This is a genomic window from Pseudoalteromonas sp. SWYJZ98 (genome assembly GCF_015864495.1).
Classification (GTDB): Bacteria; Pseudomonadota; Gammaproteobacteria; order Enterobacterales; family Alteromonadaceae; genus Pseudoalteromonas; species Pseudoalteromonas distincta.
In genome coordinates this window covers 54918-70952 of the sequence record NZ_JADYXA010000019.1, presented here as the reverse complement: position 1 = coordinate 70952, position 16035 = coordinate 54918, and the positions used below count along the sequence as shown (strand labels likewise).

15 protein-coding genes and 1 pseudogene are annotated in these 16035 nt (G+C 37.6%); 6 read left to right on the top strand and 10 right to left on the bottom strand.

All coding sequences use genetic code 11. The annotated features are described in order from the left end of the window. Positions 1-114: 114 nt before the first annotated feature. A pseudogene (locus tag I6F10_RS12330) lies at positions 115-342 on the top strand (hypothetical protein); the annotation flags it as partial. Positions 343-480: 138 nt separating this feature from the next. On the opposite strand, the gene adhP reads toward I6F10_RS12330, so the two are convergent. After that, a complete protein-coding gene (adhP, locus tag I6F10_RS12325; protein WP_165742644.1) occupies positions 481-1491 on the bottom strand; it encodes an alcohol dehydrogenase AdhP in 1011 nt (336 codons plus the stop codon). Positions 1492-1695: 204 nt separating this feature from the next. On the opposite strand from adhP, the gene I6F10_RS12320 reads away from it, so the two are divergent. After that, positions 1696-2241, top strand: coding sequence for a GbsR/MarR family transcriptional regulator (locus I6F10_RS12320; RefSeq protein ID WP_024596846.1), 546 nt, complete (start codon positions 1696-1698; stop codon positions 2239-2241). 40 nt (positions 2242-2281) lie between these two features. Here I6F10_RS12320 and I6F10_RS12315 read toward each other — a convergent pair whose 3' ends face one another. Then, positions 2282-3298, bottom strand: coding sequence for a lytic murein transglycosylase (locus I6F10_RS12315; RefSeq protein WP_004334714.1), 1017 nt, complete (start codon positions 3296-3298; stop codon positions 2282-2284). After that, complete coding sequence (locus tag I6F10_RS12310; RefSeq protein ID WP_008134235.1) at positions 3291-3578, bottom strand: YcgL domain-containing protein; 288 nt, start codon at positions 3576-3578, stop codon at positions 3291-3293. The genes I6F10_RS12315 and I6F10_RS12310 overlap by 8 nt, the downstream gene beginning before the upstream one ends. Positions 3579-3733: 155 nt before the next feature. Between I6F10_RS12310 and minC the strand changes: the two genes are divergently transcribed. Genes minC through minE form a run of 3 tightly spaced genes read left to right on the top strand, consistent with a single transcriptional unit; the run spans position 3734 to position 5521 of the window. Beyond that, entirely contained in the window at positions 3734-4438 is a 705-nt protein-coding gene (gene minC / locus I6F10_RS12305) for a septum site-determining protein MinC (RefSeq protein WP_024596847.1), read from the top strand. A 5-nt stretch (positions 4439-4443) separates the two neighbouring features. After that, the gene (gene minD, locus I6F10_RS12300) at positions 4444-5253 is read left to right on the top strand and encodes a septum site-determining protein MinD (protein ID WP_024604841.1); all 810 of its coding nucleotides are present in this window, start codon (positions 4444-4446) and stop codon (positions 5251-5253) included. Between the two features lies 1 nt (position 5254). Further along, positions 5255-5521: a cell division topological specificity factor MinE gene (minE, locus tag I6F10_RS12295; protein ID WP_165742643.1), complete on the top strand. Its 267-nt coding sequence runs from the start codon at positions 5255-5257 to the stop codon at positions 5519-5521. A gap of 213 nt (positions 5522-5734) precedes the next feature. Here the strand turns inward: minE and kch are convergent, their stop codons facing one another. From kch to I6F10_RS12275, 4 genes are all read right to left on the bottom strand, one after another. Next, entirely contained in the window at positions 5735-6910 is a 1176-nt protein-coding gene (gene kch / locus I6F10_RS12290) for a voltage-gated potassium channel protein (protein ID WP_165742642.1), read from the bottom strand. Positions 6911-7098: 188 nt separating this feature from the next. Further along, a complete protein-coding gene (rnd, locus tag I6F10_RS12285) occupies positions 7099-8229 on the bottom strand; it encodes a ribonuclease D (protein WP_165742641.1) in 1131 nt (376 codons plus the stop codon). Positions 8230-8280: 51 nt separating this feature from the next. Continuing rightward, a complete protein-coding gene (fadD, locus tag I6F10_RS12280; protein ID WP_024604837.1) occupies positions 8281-9933 on the bottom strand; it encodes a long-chain-fatty-acid--CoA ligase FadD in 1653 nt (550 codons plus the stop codon). Positions 9934-10048: 115 nt separating this feature from the next. Next, positions 10049-10900: an alpha/beta hydrolase gene (locus tag I6F10_RS12275; RefSeq protein ID WP_024604836.1), complete on the bottom strand. Its 852-nt coding sequence runs from the start codon at positions 10898-10900 to the stop codon at positions 10049-10051. A gap of 411 nt (positions 10901-11311) precedes the next feature. Here I6F10_RS12275 and I6F10_RS12270 point away from each other — a divergent pair, with 411 nt between their 5' ends. After that, a complete protein-coding gene (locus tag I6F10_RS12270) occupies positions 11312-12601 on the top strand; it encodes an alkaline phosphatase (protein WP_165742640.1) in 1290 nt (429 codons plus the stop codon). Positions 12602-12696: 95 nt separating this feature from the next. Here I6F10_RS12270 and I6F10_RS12265 read toward each other — a convergent pair whose 3' ends face one another. The 3 genes from I6F10_RS12265 to I6F10_RS12255 all read right to left on the bottom strand — a co-directional run bounded on the left by I6F10_RS12265 (position 12697) and on the right by I6F10_RS12255 (position 15722). Next, positions 12697-13026, bottom strand: coding sequence for a hypothetical protein (locus I6F10_RS12265; protein ID WP_165742639.1), 330 nt, complete (start codon positions 13024-13026; stop codon positions 12697-12699). A 68-nt stretch (positions 13027-13094) separates the two neighbouring features. Next, complete coding sequence (gene tsaB / locus I6F10_RS12260) at positions 13095-13796, bottom strand: tRNA (adenosine(37)-N6)-threonylcarbamoyltransferase complex dimerization subunit type 1 TsaB (protein WP_165742638.1); 702 nt, start codon at positions 13794-13796, stop codon at positions 13095-13097. A 9-nt stretch (positions 13797-13805) separates the two neighbouring features. Further along, positions 13806-15722: an ATP-dependent DNA helicase gene (locus tag I6F10_RS12255; RefSeq protein ID WP_165742637.1), complete on the bottom strand. Its 1917-nt coding sequence runs from the start codon at positions 15720-15722 to the stop codon at positions 13806-13808. Positions 15723-16035 lie beyond the last annotated feature (313 nt).

Here is a 16035-nt window from a genome sequence, read left to right as displayed (position 1 = left end):
GTAAGACCTTTACCAGCCTGAAGTTCAGCTAATGCTTTGTTGAAATCGAAAGATTGAGTCATGTGTCACTCCTGTTTTCTTAATAATACTGAAATGACACAGATTTCTAAACACTACCTAGATAACAGAAGTACTAATTCAAGTTCGTTTTCGATTCCTGATGGTTATGTACCAAGTTACACAACTTACGATACAGCTGTATCGTATACAACTGATAAATGGCATATGCAGTTAAACTTAAATAACTTGTTCAACAAAAAGTATTACTCAAAAGCGATGTTTTTAGGTGGTATGCCAGGGGAAGAGCGTAATGCAAAACTAAGTTTTAGTTACACACTTTAACTAGCTAACCTGAACTCTGGATAATAAATCTATCTCAAGCAGCTATTTTCAGCGCTCAGGTTAGTTAAATACTTAAAAAGCACGGTTTTCTAATTTAGAAGCCGTGCTTTTTTGTGTTTTATAAACGCTTAATCTAAATTAAATAGTAACCACTATGCGACCGTTAATTTCACCTTTGAGCATATCATCAAAAATTTCGTTAATGTCCTCTAAGCGTTTTTCTTCAATAATCGCTTTTACTTTACCTTGCGCTGCAAATTCCAAGCATTCTTGCAAATCTTTACGTGTACCAACAATAGAGCCAACTACTGAAACGCCATTAAGCACAGTATCAAAAATAGGAAGTGGCATATCCTCTGGAGGTAATCCCACTAATACGCATTTACCGCCACGGCGTACACTTTTATAGGCTTGTTCAAACCCAGCTTTAGACACTGCAGTACACACAACACCATGCGCGCCACCGACTTGTTCAAAAATAGCTTCGCTTGGAACCACCTCTTTAAAATCGAGGGTGATATCTGCGCCTAGCTCTTTAGCAAGCGCGAGTTTTTCTTTGCCTGTATCAACAGCTATTACATTAAAACCCATTGCTTTAGCATATTGCACGGCCAAGTGCCCAAGCCCGCCTACACCAACAATAGCAACCCACTGCCCTGGTTTAGCACCAGATACTTTTAATGCTTTATAGGTTGTAACACCTGCACAAAATAATGGAGCAGCCTCAGAAAAGCCTAATCCCTGAGGTATTTTTACAACGTAGTCGCCATGCGCTAAACAATATTCTGCATAACTACCATCAATAGAATAGCCCGTATTGTGCTGCGATAAACACAGTGTTTCTTTGCCATCTAGGCAAAACTCACAGTGCCCACATGCACTATAGAGCCAAGGAATACCGACTCTATCGCCAACTTCTAAGTGCTTAATGTTGCTTCCGACTTTTTCGATAACACCGACACCTTCGTGCCCTGGTACTAATGGCATTTTTGGTTTTACTGGCCAATCCCCATGACAGGCATGTAAATCGGTATGGCAAACGCCACAGGCCGCTATTTTTACTAAAACATCGTTTATTCCCACCTCAGGAATTGGTAGGTCTGTTATTTCTAATTTACCTTTGTATTCATTATTAATTGCAGCTTTCATAGTCATTCCATCGTATGTGAAAAAATTAAAAATAAGGATTTATTTACGTATTGTTGTGTACAACATATCCCAATATAGATGTATAAATATTAATCTAAATTATACTTTAGTCGTTAAAATCAATTTATAAAATGGCTAAGAACTTGCTATCCAAAATGAGCGTGCTAGCATTTACTTTCTGAAATTACTGAAAGTTACTAAGCTATGAGTTTATCCGAAAAGAATTTTGCCTTTGTAATGCATTGTGGTGAGATGGGCAGCCGCTGGGGATTCAATCGTACTATCGGACAAATGTGTGGTTTGCTGATTATTACTAAAAACCCAATGACAGCTAATGAAATTGCAGATGCGCTTAGTATTTCTCGCGGTAATGTAAGTATGGGCATTAAAGAGCTGCAATCGTGGCAGTTAATTAAAGTACAGCATATTCCTGGCGATCGTAAAGAGTACTACGCCCCTGCTGGCGATATTTGGGATATGGCAAATCGCGTATTTGAAGAACGTAAAAAGCGTGAAATTGAGCCCACCTTAACGCTACTACGCGATAACTTATTAGACGAAGCCAGTAACGACGATGAGCTTTATGCACAAAAACAAATGGGTGAGATTCACAACCTACTTGAAACTGTCACTAAATGGTCATCAGAACTACAGCGTTTAACGCCAGAGCAACTTAATAAGCTAATGAAGCTAGGTTCTGGAATTGGTAAAGTTATTGACCTAAAAGAAAAGATATTCAAAAAAGAATAAAGCCGCAATTGCGGCTTTATTTATAGGTATATTTTAAAAATTAGATTTTTGGATAACCAATTCTATCCGACAAGTAACCTACACTAGTAGCAAAGTAATACGAGCGATTCCAATGCATAAACACTTTGTAGTTATCGTACGCTAAGTACATACGGCCATTTATATCATCAGGCATAACCAGCGCAGCACGTACGTCTACATTAGGTAAATCAGAACCATCAGCTTTACGAACACCCAGTGCTTGCCAATCAGCTAATGAGCGCTCTGAGTCATTCCAATATTCTAACCACTGCTTGCGAGTTTTGGTACCACGCACTAAAACGTATTTACTATCAAAGTTTTCAGGTAACTGAACTTGGCGACCCCACGTAAGAGAGTCATTCCAGCCTTCTTGTTTTAGATAATTAGCAATTGAGGCAAAAGCATCTTCTTTTGTAGTCCAAATATCTTTACGACCATCGTTATTGTAATCAACCGCGTAAGCATTAAAAGAGGTAGGCATAAATTGCGTTTGCCCCATTGCGCCTGCCCAAGAGCCTTTAAATTTATCAAGCGTTATGTGGCCCGACTTTAAAATATCCAGTGCAGCCCAAAGTTGGCGCTTATAGAGTGCTTCTCGGCGTCCATCAAAAGCAAGTGTCACTAATGATGAAATAACGTTATGACCGCCTTGAATTGTACCAAAGTTACTTTCAAGCCCCCAAAGCGCGACTATAAAGCGTGCTTGTACGCCAAACTCTTTCGCTACTTTTTCAAGTACCTCTTTGTTTTCTGCGTAAAGCTTACGTGCGCGGTCAATTTTCCATTGTGGTACACGTTTTGGTAAATACGTTTCAAGGGTTTCTTTTACTTCTGGCTGGTTTTTGTCAGCCGAAACCACTTTTTCTTTATACGTTGCTGTTGCAAACGCATCGTCAATAAGTTTGGCTTCGTAACCTTTTGCGATAGCTTCTTGCTTTAAATTCGCTAAATAATCTTGAAATTCAGCCTGAGTTTTTGCCATAACAGGTGAGCTTAAACATACACCACATAATATAACGATAAGTTTTTTAATCACTATCAACTCCATTGTCTTTTCTTAATTGGCTTAGCAAATTTTGCTCAGGTGGTGGAATTTGTAAGTAGTAGCCTTTATCAGGATTTGATAACGCTGCTTTTACAGTTTCTAAATCTGCCCCACCTAAATGCTCACGTTTTGCTAAATTGATGATCATCACATAAACAGGTTGACCAAACATGGTCATCAAAGGTTCCGGAACTTTACTAAAATCATCTCTTTTTTCAACAAATAAGAACGTATCCGCTTTTTTCTTACTTTTATATACTGCAGTGAGCATTATGGCCCTATAAATTCTTGCTTAACAATGCCGCACACTATAACATGAGAGTAATAATAAGTTAGAAAAATTAGATTAGAAATTTCAATAAAGGCCCTATTCAGCCTACGTTTATCTAAAATTAATTTCTAATCAGACAAATCAATTGAGCGTGTATGTCGGACCAAATTTTTGAGTTAAAAGGGAATCTTTTTACGTTATCAGTTTTGCATCTTTATAGTACTGATATAAACCTTTTAGCAGAACAACTGTATGTAAAAATAGCCCAGGCCCCTAAGTTTTTTGAGGGTGCGCCTATTGTCGTTAATTTAATAGAAATTAAAAACAGTTCACTTGATTTTGTTCACTTAAAATCATTAATCGAGCGAATGAGTTTTAATGCGGTTGGTGTGTGTAATGGCTCAGATGAGCAACATACTCAAGCAAAGGCTGCTGGCTTATCTGTTTTAAATTATTCACAAGACGTTAAGAGCGAACCTGTTAAACAAGAGCCCAATACATCGATTGTAGAAAAAACGGTGCATTTACCAGCGCAAATTATCAGCGGTACAGTTCGCTCTGGACAACAAGTTTATGCAAAAGATAGAGATTTGATAGTACTTGGCGCAGTTAGCCATGGTGCGGAGGTCATTGCCGATGGGAATGTGCATATTTATGGCACGCTACGCGGTCGCGCTATTGCTGGCGCAAAAGGTTTTAAAGAAGCACACATTTTTTGCCAAAAACTTGAAGCCGAGCTGGTTTCAATAGATGGTAATTACTGGATCAGTGATTCGCTACAAGGTGAACATTGGGGAAATGCAGTGCAAATACAACAAAAAGACGAATCATTAGAAATTTCAGCTTTGGTTAAAGGATAAATCTCATGGCAAAAGTAATTGTCGTTACCTCAGGTAAAGGCGGTGTTGGTAAAACAACATCAAGTGCTGCAATTGGCACAGGCTTAGCGTTAAAAGGCTATAAAACAGTTATTATCGACTTTGATATTGGTTTACGTAACTTAGATTTAATTATGGGTTGTGAACGCCGCGTTGTTTATGACTTTGTAAATGTAATTAATGGTGAGGCAAACCTTAACCAAGCGCTTATTAAAGATAAACGTGTAGATAAATTATTTTTACTACCTGCTTCACAAACTCGTGATAAAGATGCTTTAACACGTGAAGGTGTTGAACGCGTACTAAATGAACTAAAAGAAGACTTTGATTACATAGTATGTGATTCACCAGCAGGTATTGAAGCTGGCGCTATGATGGCGATGTACTTTGCTGATGAAGCAATTGTAACAACAAACCCAGAAGTGTCGTCAGTTCGAGATTCAGATCGTATTTTAGGTATTTTACACAGCAAATCAAAACGTGCTGAAGAAGGCCTAGAAAATATTAAAGAACACTTACTATTAACACGCTATAACCCTGGTCGTGTTGAAAAAGGTGAAATGCTATCGGTAGAAGATGTGCAAGATATTCTGTCAATCCCATTATTAGGGGTTATTCCTGAATCGCAAGCGGTATTAAGTGCTTCAAACTCAGGCCAACCTGTTATATTGGATACAGAATCTGATGCAGGCCAAGCTTATGCAGATGCGATTAGCCGCTTACTAGGTGAGACTGTCGACTTTCGCTTCTTAGATGTAGAGAAAAAAGGTTTATTCAAACGGATATTTGGAGGTTAACGTGTCTTTACTTGACTACTTCCGCTCAGAAAAGAAAAACAGTGCGTCATTAGCAAAAGAGCGATTGCAGATCATAGTCGCGCACGAACGTTCTCAACGAGGAACGCCTGATTACTTACCACAATTAAAACAAGATATTTTAGATGTGATCCGTAAATACGTTAACGTGAACAGTGACGCAGTCCAAGTTCAATTTGATCAGAACGAAGATGACTTAGCTGTGCTTGAGCTAAACGTAACCTTACCTGACGAAGAGCCAAAAGTATAAGGCAGTAATTAAGCATTAAATTACTGCTCGCAAAAAAGCCGTTCATTAAAGTGAACGGCTTTTTTATGTTTAACAATTTTACTTTTTAGCTTCACCCTAAAATTAAAATAAGAGAGTTATTTAAGCTCTTATATTTCAACTTGAAGTTAACTAGTTTAGTTAACACTTAAGGTTATTATATAAATAGTTAAGCATTGCCGTAATTAGCCGAGCTTATTCTGCATCACCAAAGAACAATTTAGTGATCAATTTATTATCAATAGTCTCACCCTTTAGCGTTCTCACTAGCAGCTCACTACCGAGTAGTTGCAATGAAAATACCACGTCAGGTTTTACGCGCTTAATTTGCGGAATATGTTTACTTGAATTAACCAAAGCAATTGTTTTGGTGTCCTCGCCAGCAACTTCTTTAGCCGCTAAAATACTAAACGCATTTTCAGCATCATCATTACGTAACGCTAAAATATAATTTGCCTTTTTAGCGCCCGCTTCGATTAAGATATCGGCTGAGCTTGAGTCGCCATAAACAATGTCTGCATCTACCGGATATTCGTGTTCAGACCCAGTTGGGCACACTAAAGTAACTGCATCGCCACGCTCTACCAAACCGGCATAAACACTGTGTGCGGTGGGTGAAATACCTAAAATAATAAAATGATTTTTTCTCATTACGTTCGAAATCCTACCTTTAACAATTTTTTTAAGATTACCACCAATCACAGGGCCTATAATAGCACTGATCGAAGTAGCAAAAACGGTAATACCCATAACAATAATTGATGCGGTAAATAATCGCGCTGTAGACGTTACAGGGTAAAGATCGCCATAGCCTACCGTCGACATGCTCACAATAGAAAAGTAAAATGCAGTGGGTAAATCGGTGATAGGGGTACTAAACTCGCTGCCTAAATACAAAGTGCCAAACACAGCATAAAGCATTAATGCGCCTGTACTGGTTAGAGCAAACAAACTACCTGCGGTAATACTAGAGCCATCAAAGCTTTTCCAGTATACGAGTAGTAACATGCTCACAACCATAGTGTAAGACAATAATATTAGCCCAGAGCTTGACGATGAAATACTAATAACCGCGACCACTATTAATAGTATCAGTGAAAAAGCCCACGCTAAACGTGCTTTTAAAGCTAAGCCAACCGACATTATTATTAAGCCTGCACCTAAAATAAAGCGCGGTAGTTCTGTTATTCCTATTTTATCAATTAAATTTAACCAATCGAGCGACCAGTTTGATACACCCGGTAGCATTTCGAGCATACGTGCAACAACAGGTTTAATTAGCCAGTAACCATTAAAAGCAACCAAAATAGCTAGTATCCAAGCTGGTTTACATAGTTCTAATAGTTTACGTTTTATTGTTTCAACTTTCATAAAAAGCACTTTAATAACAGTGGTATATAAAAAACACCACTAAATGAATAGCAAATAAATTAATAAAGCTATTATAACTGCCTCCCAATAATAGGTGCACTTATAATAGCTTAGTATTTATACCTGTTAGCTCAATACACTATTAAGTAAGTTATCTATGTAAGCTAACCTTAGAGACTTAAATACGATCAAACATCCCATTCTTTTAAAGCGTCTTTAACATAGTTATAGCGCCAAGAGCTTAATAAATCAGGCTTAATATGGCTTTGTTTTTGCTCATTAGTTAACTTCCAATTCCAACTAATCAATTGATTAATTTGCTTTTTAGAGGCCATAACGTCTTCTGGTATATTGTGCTCTTTAGCGACTTTAGTGATCTTTTGTTTAATATCTTTGGCTACTTTTTTATAAGTAGGAAAATCAATTAAGCGCTTAAGTACTTCAGGATGCTCAGCATCTGGTACTGCTTTGGCAACTTCAATACACTTGATTATATCTACACCAGAGCGATTAACTTCAATAGCTTCAACTCCTGGAATTTGACGTAGAGCATTTAAACTTGAAGGACCACGTTTGGCAATTTCAGTCATGTTATGTTCTTTTAACACAAAATTTAGCGCTAAATTTTTCTTAATGGCTTTGTTTCTGCGCCATACAGCAAGTTCTTTTAAAACCGCAAGTTCGTGCGGTTTGAGTTGCCATGCATTTTTAATATCTTTATATAAAAGCTCGTCTGGTGTTTGAAACGCACGTTTTTTAGCTATCAGCTCACTCTCGTTTATTACAATGTCAAAGAACCCAGCGGCATTAATACGCTCTATAATCAGCTCGAAACACGGCAATAAGTAAAAAGTATCTGCAGCAGCATAATCTAACTGTTTTTTAGTTAACGGACGTTGCAGCCAGTTAGTGCGTGACTCACTTTTATCTATTTCAATACCTTGCAACTCTTTTACCATAAGGGCAAAGCCCATACAGTTACCTTCCCCAAGTAACTGCAACGCAAATTGTGTATCAAAAAGTGGGGATGGAACAAAGCCTGCGTATTTTTGAAAAACCTCAATATCTTCTGAAGGAGAATGCAGTACTTTTAAAACACTAGGATCTTTTAGTATTTCCCAAAAATCGAATAATGAGAGCTCAGCTAACGGATCGATAAGCGCTAAATGCTCACCATCAAAAACTTGGATAAGTGCAACTTCTGGATACAAAGTGCGACGACGCATAAACTCAGTATCAATAGCTAAAATAGGCTTATTTTTTATTTGTTCAACAAAAGTGTTCAGTTGATTTTGGGTTTCGATCAATTGGTATTGCACTTAATCTCCTACAATAAAAAAGCCGACATATGTCGGCTTTTTTATAGGTTGCTAATCTTTCAAGGCTCTTCGGAGTATTTTACCTACGTTAGTTTTAGGTAACTCATCCCTAAACTCTACCAGTTTTGGGACCTTATAATTAGTTAAATTATCACGACAGTGACTTATTATATCTTTTTCAGTTAAAGAAGGGTCTTTTTTAACAACAAAAACTTTAACTTGTTCACCACTTACATCGTGAGGAATACCAATAGCAGCAACTTCAAGCACACCTTCGTGCATAGCCACTACCTCTTCTATCTCATTAGGGAAAACATTAAAGCCAGATACAATAATCATATCTTTTTTACGATCGACTATATAAAAGAAACCTTCGTCGTCATAAGTTGCTATGTCACCGGTAGCAAACCAGCCATCTTGTAAGCTCTCAGCGGTTGCATCTGGGCGTTTGTAGTAACCAAGCATAACTTGCGGGCCTTTAACCCAAAGCTCTCCTGGTTCACCTTTTGCTGCTTCTTGGCCATTATCAAGAATTAATTTGATTTCGGTACTTGGAGCCGGTAAACCAATTGAGCCATTATATGCCGTTAAGTCATAAGGACTAACGGTAACTAAAGGAGAACACTCGGTTAAACCATACCCTTCCATTAATTTAGATTTTGTAACTGTTTGCCATTTTTCAGCAACTGGGCGTTGTACAGCCATACCGCCACCAAGTGACATTTTTAAATGACTGAAATCAAGTTCGGCAAATCCTGGCGTGTTTAACAAACCATTAAATAAAGTGTTTACACCCGTAATAGCAGTAAATTTAGCTTTACTTAATTCTTTAATAAAACCAGGCATGTCGCGTGGGTTAGTTATAAGTACATTTAATCCGCCGTACTTCATAAATGTTAAGCAGTTAGCCGTTAATGCAAAAATATGGTAAAGCGGTAACGCAGTTATTACCACTTCTTTACCGCGCTCAAGCACTGGGTCTAAACATCCTGAAACTTGCTCAAGATTACCTACCATATTACCGTGGCTTAACATTGCGCCTTTAGATACACCCGTTGTTCCGCCGGTATATTGTAAAAAAGCTAAATCACTTAAGTTAACCTCTGGGCGTACATAGGCATTTTCGTCGGCTTTAAGTAAGTCGCAAAAATCTATGGTATTTGGCAAAGTGTAGCTTGGCACCATCTTTTTAATGTACTTAACAACAAAGTTTACAACATGCTTTTTAATGCCACCCATCATGTCACCTACTTGGGTAACAACAATATGTTTAACATCGGTATGCGGTAGCGCTTTTTCGAGTGTATCGGCAAAGTTAGCCAATATAAAAATTGCTGAAGTATCAGAATCTTTAAGTTGGTGCTCAAGTTCACGCACTGTGTAGAGTGGGTTTACATTAACAACAACACAGCCTGCACGTAAAATACCTAAAATAGCAATAGGCGTTTGTAACAAATTAGGCATCATAACTGCCACTTTGTCACATTTTTTAAGGCCTAAATCATTTTGAATATAAGACGCAACTTTTTTAGTTGCAGTATCAATTTCATCATAAGACAAGGTTTTACCCATATTTGTAAATGCGGGTAAATCTTTGTAGTCGGTAAAACTTTTTTCAAACACTTCGAGTAATGAGGCATAGTGCTCAGGATCGATAGTTTCAGGCATACCTTCTGGGTAGCGCTTAAGCCAAATTTTTTCCACTCTTAGCCCCTGTTTATAGTTATATTTTTATTAACCTTAATCTAAGTAAGGCGCTTTAACAATTGAGCAAATACTCTAATGGAGGAATAATCCCACATTTTACGTAAACTTACAATTAACATGCACCATTTTGCAGCATAAAGTCTTGAATATGCTTAAAACAGTGTTCACTACTTTGCATATGACAGTGGTGCCCACCATCTACATTAATTACCTTTAAGCTATTGTAATAACTAATATACTTTGCCAGATTTTGTTTTACAAACGAATAACCTTCGCTACCTAAAATTAATTGACACGGTGCAATTAAATCTTTTATTGCACCAATACATTGCGCCTCATCAAACCTAAAACCTGAGTGATTTTTAAGCTTTGGATCAGTTGTTAATGTATAACCATCTAAAACCGATTTTATATTTCGCTGCATTAAAAGAGCAATAAGCTCACTATTCAAATCAGTTGTTTGAGCACGTGCTTCATAAATAAGCTCTTTCGATTTATAAACTCTCTGCTTCTTATTTTTTAAACGCGCTCTATTTAATACTGCACTTTTTAGCTGTTCACATACACCTTCGCTAGGAGTCGTAACACACCCAATCCCCTCAATAAAGGTAACAGATTTTACATAATCACCAAAGCAACTAGCAAAAAGCCCTGCAACCATGGCTCCCATCGAATGTCCAACTAAATGAACTTTTTTAACACCAAGCGCATTAATAAGTTGGTACACATCATCAATATAATCAACAAAATAATAATGTGCATCATCACTTCGCCTAGATGATAAACCATGCCCCACAAAATCAATACAGTACCAAGTGTGCTTTGGCTTAGCTTTACTTAACATTGGTATAAAACTGTGGCAGTTATCTAACCAACCATGCAACGCTATTACTATTTCATCCCCAGAACCTACTTTTAAGCCATGAATATTCAAGTTATTGGTTTTAATATTAAATGGCTGCACGGCAAGTCCTTTATTAATTTAGGGCATCATTATTTATAGCATACAAGTTGTCAGACCACTAACCGAGAAAATGGTGCAAAATTCGCTATTTAATTATCTTGATGATCTAAAGAAAGCAAAAAATATAAAATAAAATTTAAACAATATCATAAGTTTAATTACAAAAAAAATAAGCTGATCTTTTTAAATATGTTTGCTTTGTATACCTTTTAAACAATTAAAAGGTGATAGCATTATATGTAGTTAAGCTATAACCAGTATAGTTTAAATAAATAGAACTAACAGCGTTAACTACAATTCTATTCATATAACCCCAAATTATAAATATCTTAGATATTCATTTATTTATCATACTATCTGTATACAATATCAGCGGCTATTAAATAAGGTACACTCATAAGGTACACAACCATGAAAAAACAGATCAGCTTATTAGCGCTTTTATGCACCGCTTCTGGTGCTTACGCAGAATCAGCACCTAAAAATGTAATTTATATGATTGGTGACGGCATGGGTCCGGCTTACACCACGGCTTATCGCTATTTTAAAGATGACCCTGCAACAAAAGAAGTAGAAGGCACGGTTTTTGACACTATTTTAAAGGGTATGGCTCGTACCTACCCTGATGACCATACTTATGTGACAGACAGCGCAGCAGGTGCTACAGCACTCAGTAGCGGTCATAAAAGTTACAATGGCGCAATTGCAGTAGATACAGACAAAAAGTCAGTTAAAACCATGCTTGAAATAGCAAAAGAGCGCGGTATGACAACAGCGCTTGTAGCAACTTCACAAATTAACCACGCTACTCCAGCAAGTTTTGCGGCGCATAATGAATCACGTAATAATTATAATGACATTGCCAATGACTACATCGACAATAAAATTGCGGGTAAATTACCGGTTGATTTAATGCTTGGTGGCGGTACTAAATACTTTATTCGTGATGACCGTAATTTAGTTGATGAATTTAAAGCCGCTGGTTATCAATATGGCGACGACATTAAAAACCTAGGGCAAATTACACAAATACCTGCAATTGGTTTATACGCATCTAAAGGCTTACCTTTTGCATTAGATGAAAACCCAACTCGTCTTACTCAGTTAACGTCTAAAGCACTTGGTTTATTAGATAATCAAAACAAAGAAGGCTTTTTTGTGATGATTGAAGGCAGCCAAATTGATTGGTGTGGTCACTCTAACGATATTGCCTGTGCAATGGCTGAGATGGATGATTTTGCTAAATCAATCGAAAAAGCAAAAGCCTATGTAGATAAAAACGAAGATACTATTTTAGTTATTACTGCAGATCACTCTACAGGAGGGTTAACCCTTGGCGCACATGGTCAGTACAAATGGGAAACTGATGTAGTAAAAGGTGTTAAAGCAACTGCTGGTAAACTAACTCAACTTTTACTGGATTCTGATGATTTAAAACCAGTATGGACTGCTAACACCAATATTGAATTTACAACTGAAAACCAAATAAAACTTGAGCAAGCTAAAAAAATGGGTGAAAAAGCGCTTAATTTAGCTGTTAAAAGTATTATTAGCGATGCAAGCTTTACTGGCTGGACAACAGGCGGACATACCGCTGTAGACGTGCAGGTATTTGTCTATGGTAAAGGCAGTGAGCAATTTATTGGTTCACAAAATAATACTGATATAGCAGATAAGCTGATTGGCTTTATTAAACAGTAAGCTTTACGTGGATTTGAACACAAAAAGCCCGAACAAATGTTCGGGCTTTTTATTAAATTTTATAGCTGAATTTATCTAAAGCGATTAAATAAGCATTAAGCGTATATATCAACGCCTATTAAATTTTGTACTTCTGCTCTGCGTTCTAAATTGGCAAATTCAGTATAAGTAGAAATCGCTTTGCTTACTTGAGCTGTTGGTTGGTCGTAAATTGTTTGGCTGTATTCATTGCTTTTAGCACTGCTTTTAAACAGCTGATTAGCCAGTTCAACACCCTCAATACTGCTTTTTACGTAATCGGTATTTGTTTTTTTAGCAGCCGGTTGGTCTAATAAACTCTGTGGTTTATTAGTAACAACTTTAATAGAGCTAACCCTACCCGGAATATCTCCGGTAAAAAAACCTGAACCAATAGGCAGCGTCATTACGCGTCTCCAACCTTAATAATGCATAAAATTATGATTTAAAAACAACCAATTTGCAAATAATATGATTACTCACGTCCTGGTAGCTTTTTCCACGTTACCGTATCGCGCACATATTTAGGTTGAGCGTCACTCGCTTTTACAACGTCACCCGCTAAAAACGCGGCTTCAACATGCGCTAACATATAACGTGCATCAGGCAATGTAATATCAGTATTAATTGTCACGTTTTCAAAGTCATTAAGCGCATCAGGATAGGTTTTAAAACCTGTGCCCACTGCTACAGATGGCTCAGTGGTTGCTATATACTCATTGTTTAGTAAATCAGGTTTTATAACGCATTCTTGGTTAACTAAAAGCATTAGATTATTTTGCGCTTGGTAATGTGCAAAGTATATCTCACCCATACGCGCATCTATACTTGGATAAACACTCAGGCTGCGATTTTGTTCAAACGTTTGTTGAGCCATAGTTGCCAGTGTAGACACACCAACAAGCGGCAAATTAGTTGAATACGCTAAACCTTGCGCTATAGCAACACTAATACGTACACCGGTGAAACTACCTGGCCCTTGGCCAAAACCGATTACGTCTAAATCTTTTAATTTACAGTTTGCTTTAGTTAACAGTTCATCCACAAGTGGAAGTATTTTTTGGCTGTGCTGCTGCGGACACTCTTCAAAATGATGAAACGTTTGGCCCTGGTAATGTAAGACAATTGAAAGTGCTTCAGTTGAAGCATCAAGGGCGAGGATATTACTTTTGATCATTTTAGTACTCTAATTAATTTGTTTTAAAAATGTATTGGCATCTTCTAAGCTTCGCGTGCGGCGCATCGGTGGTAAGCTTTTCAAAAATACTTGGCCATATTGGCGCGTAACTAAGCGATTATCGCATATTACAAGTACGCCTTTGTCTTTACTATCTCGAATTAAACGCCCTACACCTTGCTTTAGCGCAATAACAGCCTGCGGTAATTGTATGTGTGAAAAAGGGTCTTTTCCCTGCATTTGGCAATCTTGCATTTTAGCTTGTAGCAATGGATCGTCAGGGGCTGCAAATGGCAATTTGTCTATAATAACACAGCTTAATGTACTGCCGCGTACATCAACGCCTTCCCAAAAAGAAGCCGTGCCGAGTAATACCGCATTACCATGGCGAGTAAATTTCTCTAAAATTATACGCTTAGACATTTGCCCTTGCATATAAACTGGGTAGTCTATTTGTGTAGTTAGCCCTTCGGCCACTAAGTGCATCATTCGATAGCTAGTAAATAACACAAAACAACGCCCTTGTGCCGATTTTATAAGCTCAAGCGTTAGTTTTACAATCGCATGCGGCATATTATCAGCATGCGATTCGGGTAAGTAGCGAGGTAAACACAGCAGCGCCTGATTAGGGTAATCAAATGGGCTATCTACCATCATACTTTGTTTTGGTTTCAAACCTAGGCTTGCATTAAAATGCTCTAGTTTGTTATCAACCGAAAGTGTTGCAGAAGTGAATACAAAGCCTGCGCCCGTGTCTTGCATCATTTGAGCAAACTTAGCTGATACATTCAATGGCGTTATATTAATTGTTAAATAACGGCGCGTTGTTTCATACCAATAACTAAAGCCGGTTTGGGCTGTATCAAAAACCCGCTCTAACTGCCCTTTAAACGCAAGTGCACGTTCAAATGGATGCTCAATTTTGTCGCTTCTATCTAGGCAAAGCTTGAGTACTTGATAAACAAAATCTAAATCACTGATCACACGATGGAGCGCCGCGCAAATTTGTTTATCGCTTAGTTTTTCTCGCCAATCGCCACGGCTGCCATCAACACCAAATTGTAATCGTAAATCAGCAACGCTTGTCTCAAGCTTGTTTAAGCTTTTACCAAGTTGCAGCATATCGGGAATTTCAGCTCTATAAATAGCACGTAAATCATTAATTAAATCTACCAACTTTTTAGTGCTTAAACTTTCACCAAAGTAATCACTAGCAATTTCGCTTAACTGATGGGCTTCATCAAATATATATGCGTCGGCTTTTGGCATAAGTTCAGCAAAGCCACTTTCTTTTACAGCCATATCAGCAAAAAACAAGTGGTGATTAATAACAACCACATCAGCATCGGCCGCAGTTAAACGTGCTTTGCGTATATAACAGCTTTGAAAATCTGGACACTCTTTGCCTAAACAATTATCGGCTGTTGAATTTACATAAGGCAGTACTTTGGCATCATCTTCTATACCTATGCAATCGGCTAAATCGCCCGATTGTGTTTCGCTTGCAAACTTAGCTACCATAGCTAGTTGATGCATTACGTCAGAGTCGTCAGTAGGTACATGTGCAACATGTTGATTAAGTCGGTAGGTGCATAGGTAATTGGCGCGCCCTTTTAATAAGGCGGTTTTTTTTGAAGCACTTAAAGCTTTAACTAGTTGCGGTAAATCTCGGTGATAAAGCTGCTCTTGTAGAGCTTTAGAACCTGTTGATATTATCGTGCGCCCTTTTGACTTAAGTGCAGGGGCTAAATATGCAAATGTTTTACCCGTACCCGTGCCTGCTTCAACAACTAATTGCGAACTGTTTTTTAATGCATCCGCAACAGCTATTGCCATATCAATTTGTGGTTGGCGAGGCATATACCCATCTAAAGATAACGCTAAAGGCCCGGTTGCACTAAACAGCTGTTTGATAATACCAATCACTTTAAAATAAATAATAGCGGGATTTTACGTAAGCAAAGCATTAAGGGCAAGTAATTACAAAACCCACTTTTACTTTACGAATTAATACGCACTTTAAATAGTGAAATTAATCATTCGATTTTACAATACACTGTGTATTTATAACGTACATTTAATTTAATAATGACAATATTTACAAAGCCTAATTTCCTATTAACTCTTACTAAAAATAATCCGTATTAAAAGCTATATTTAGGCATAAAAACTGTGACTCTGAAATATTACAGGAGTACCATACGCGGGTTTATAATCCTCTTTTTCGTGTGTCGTTAAA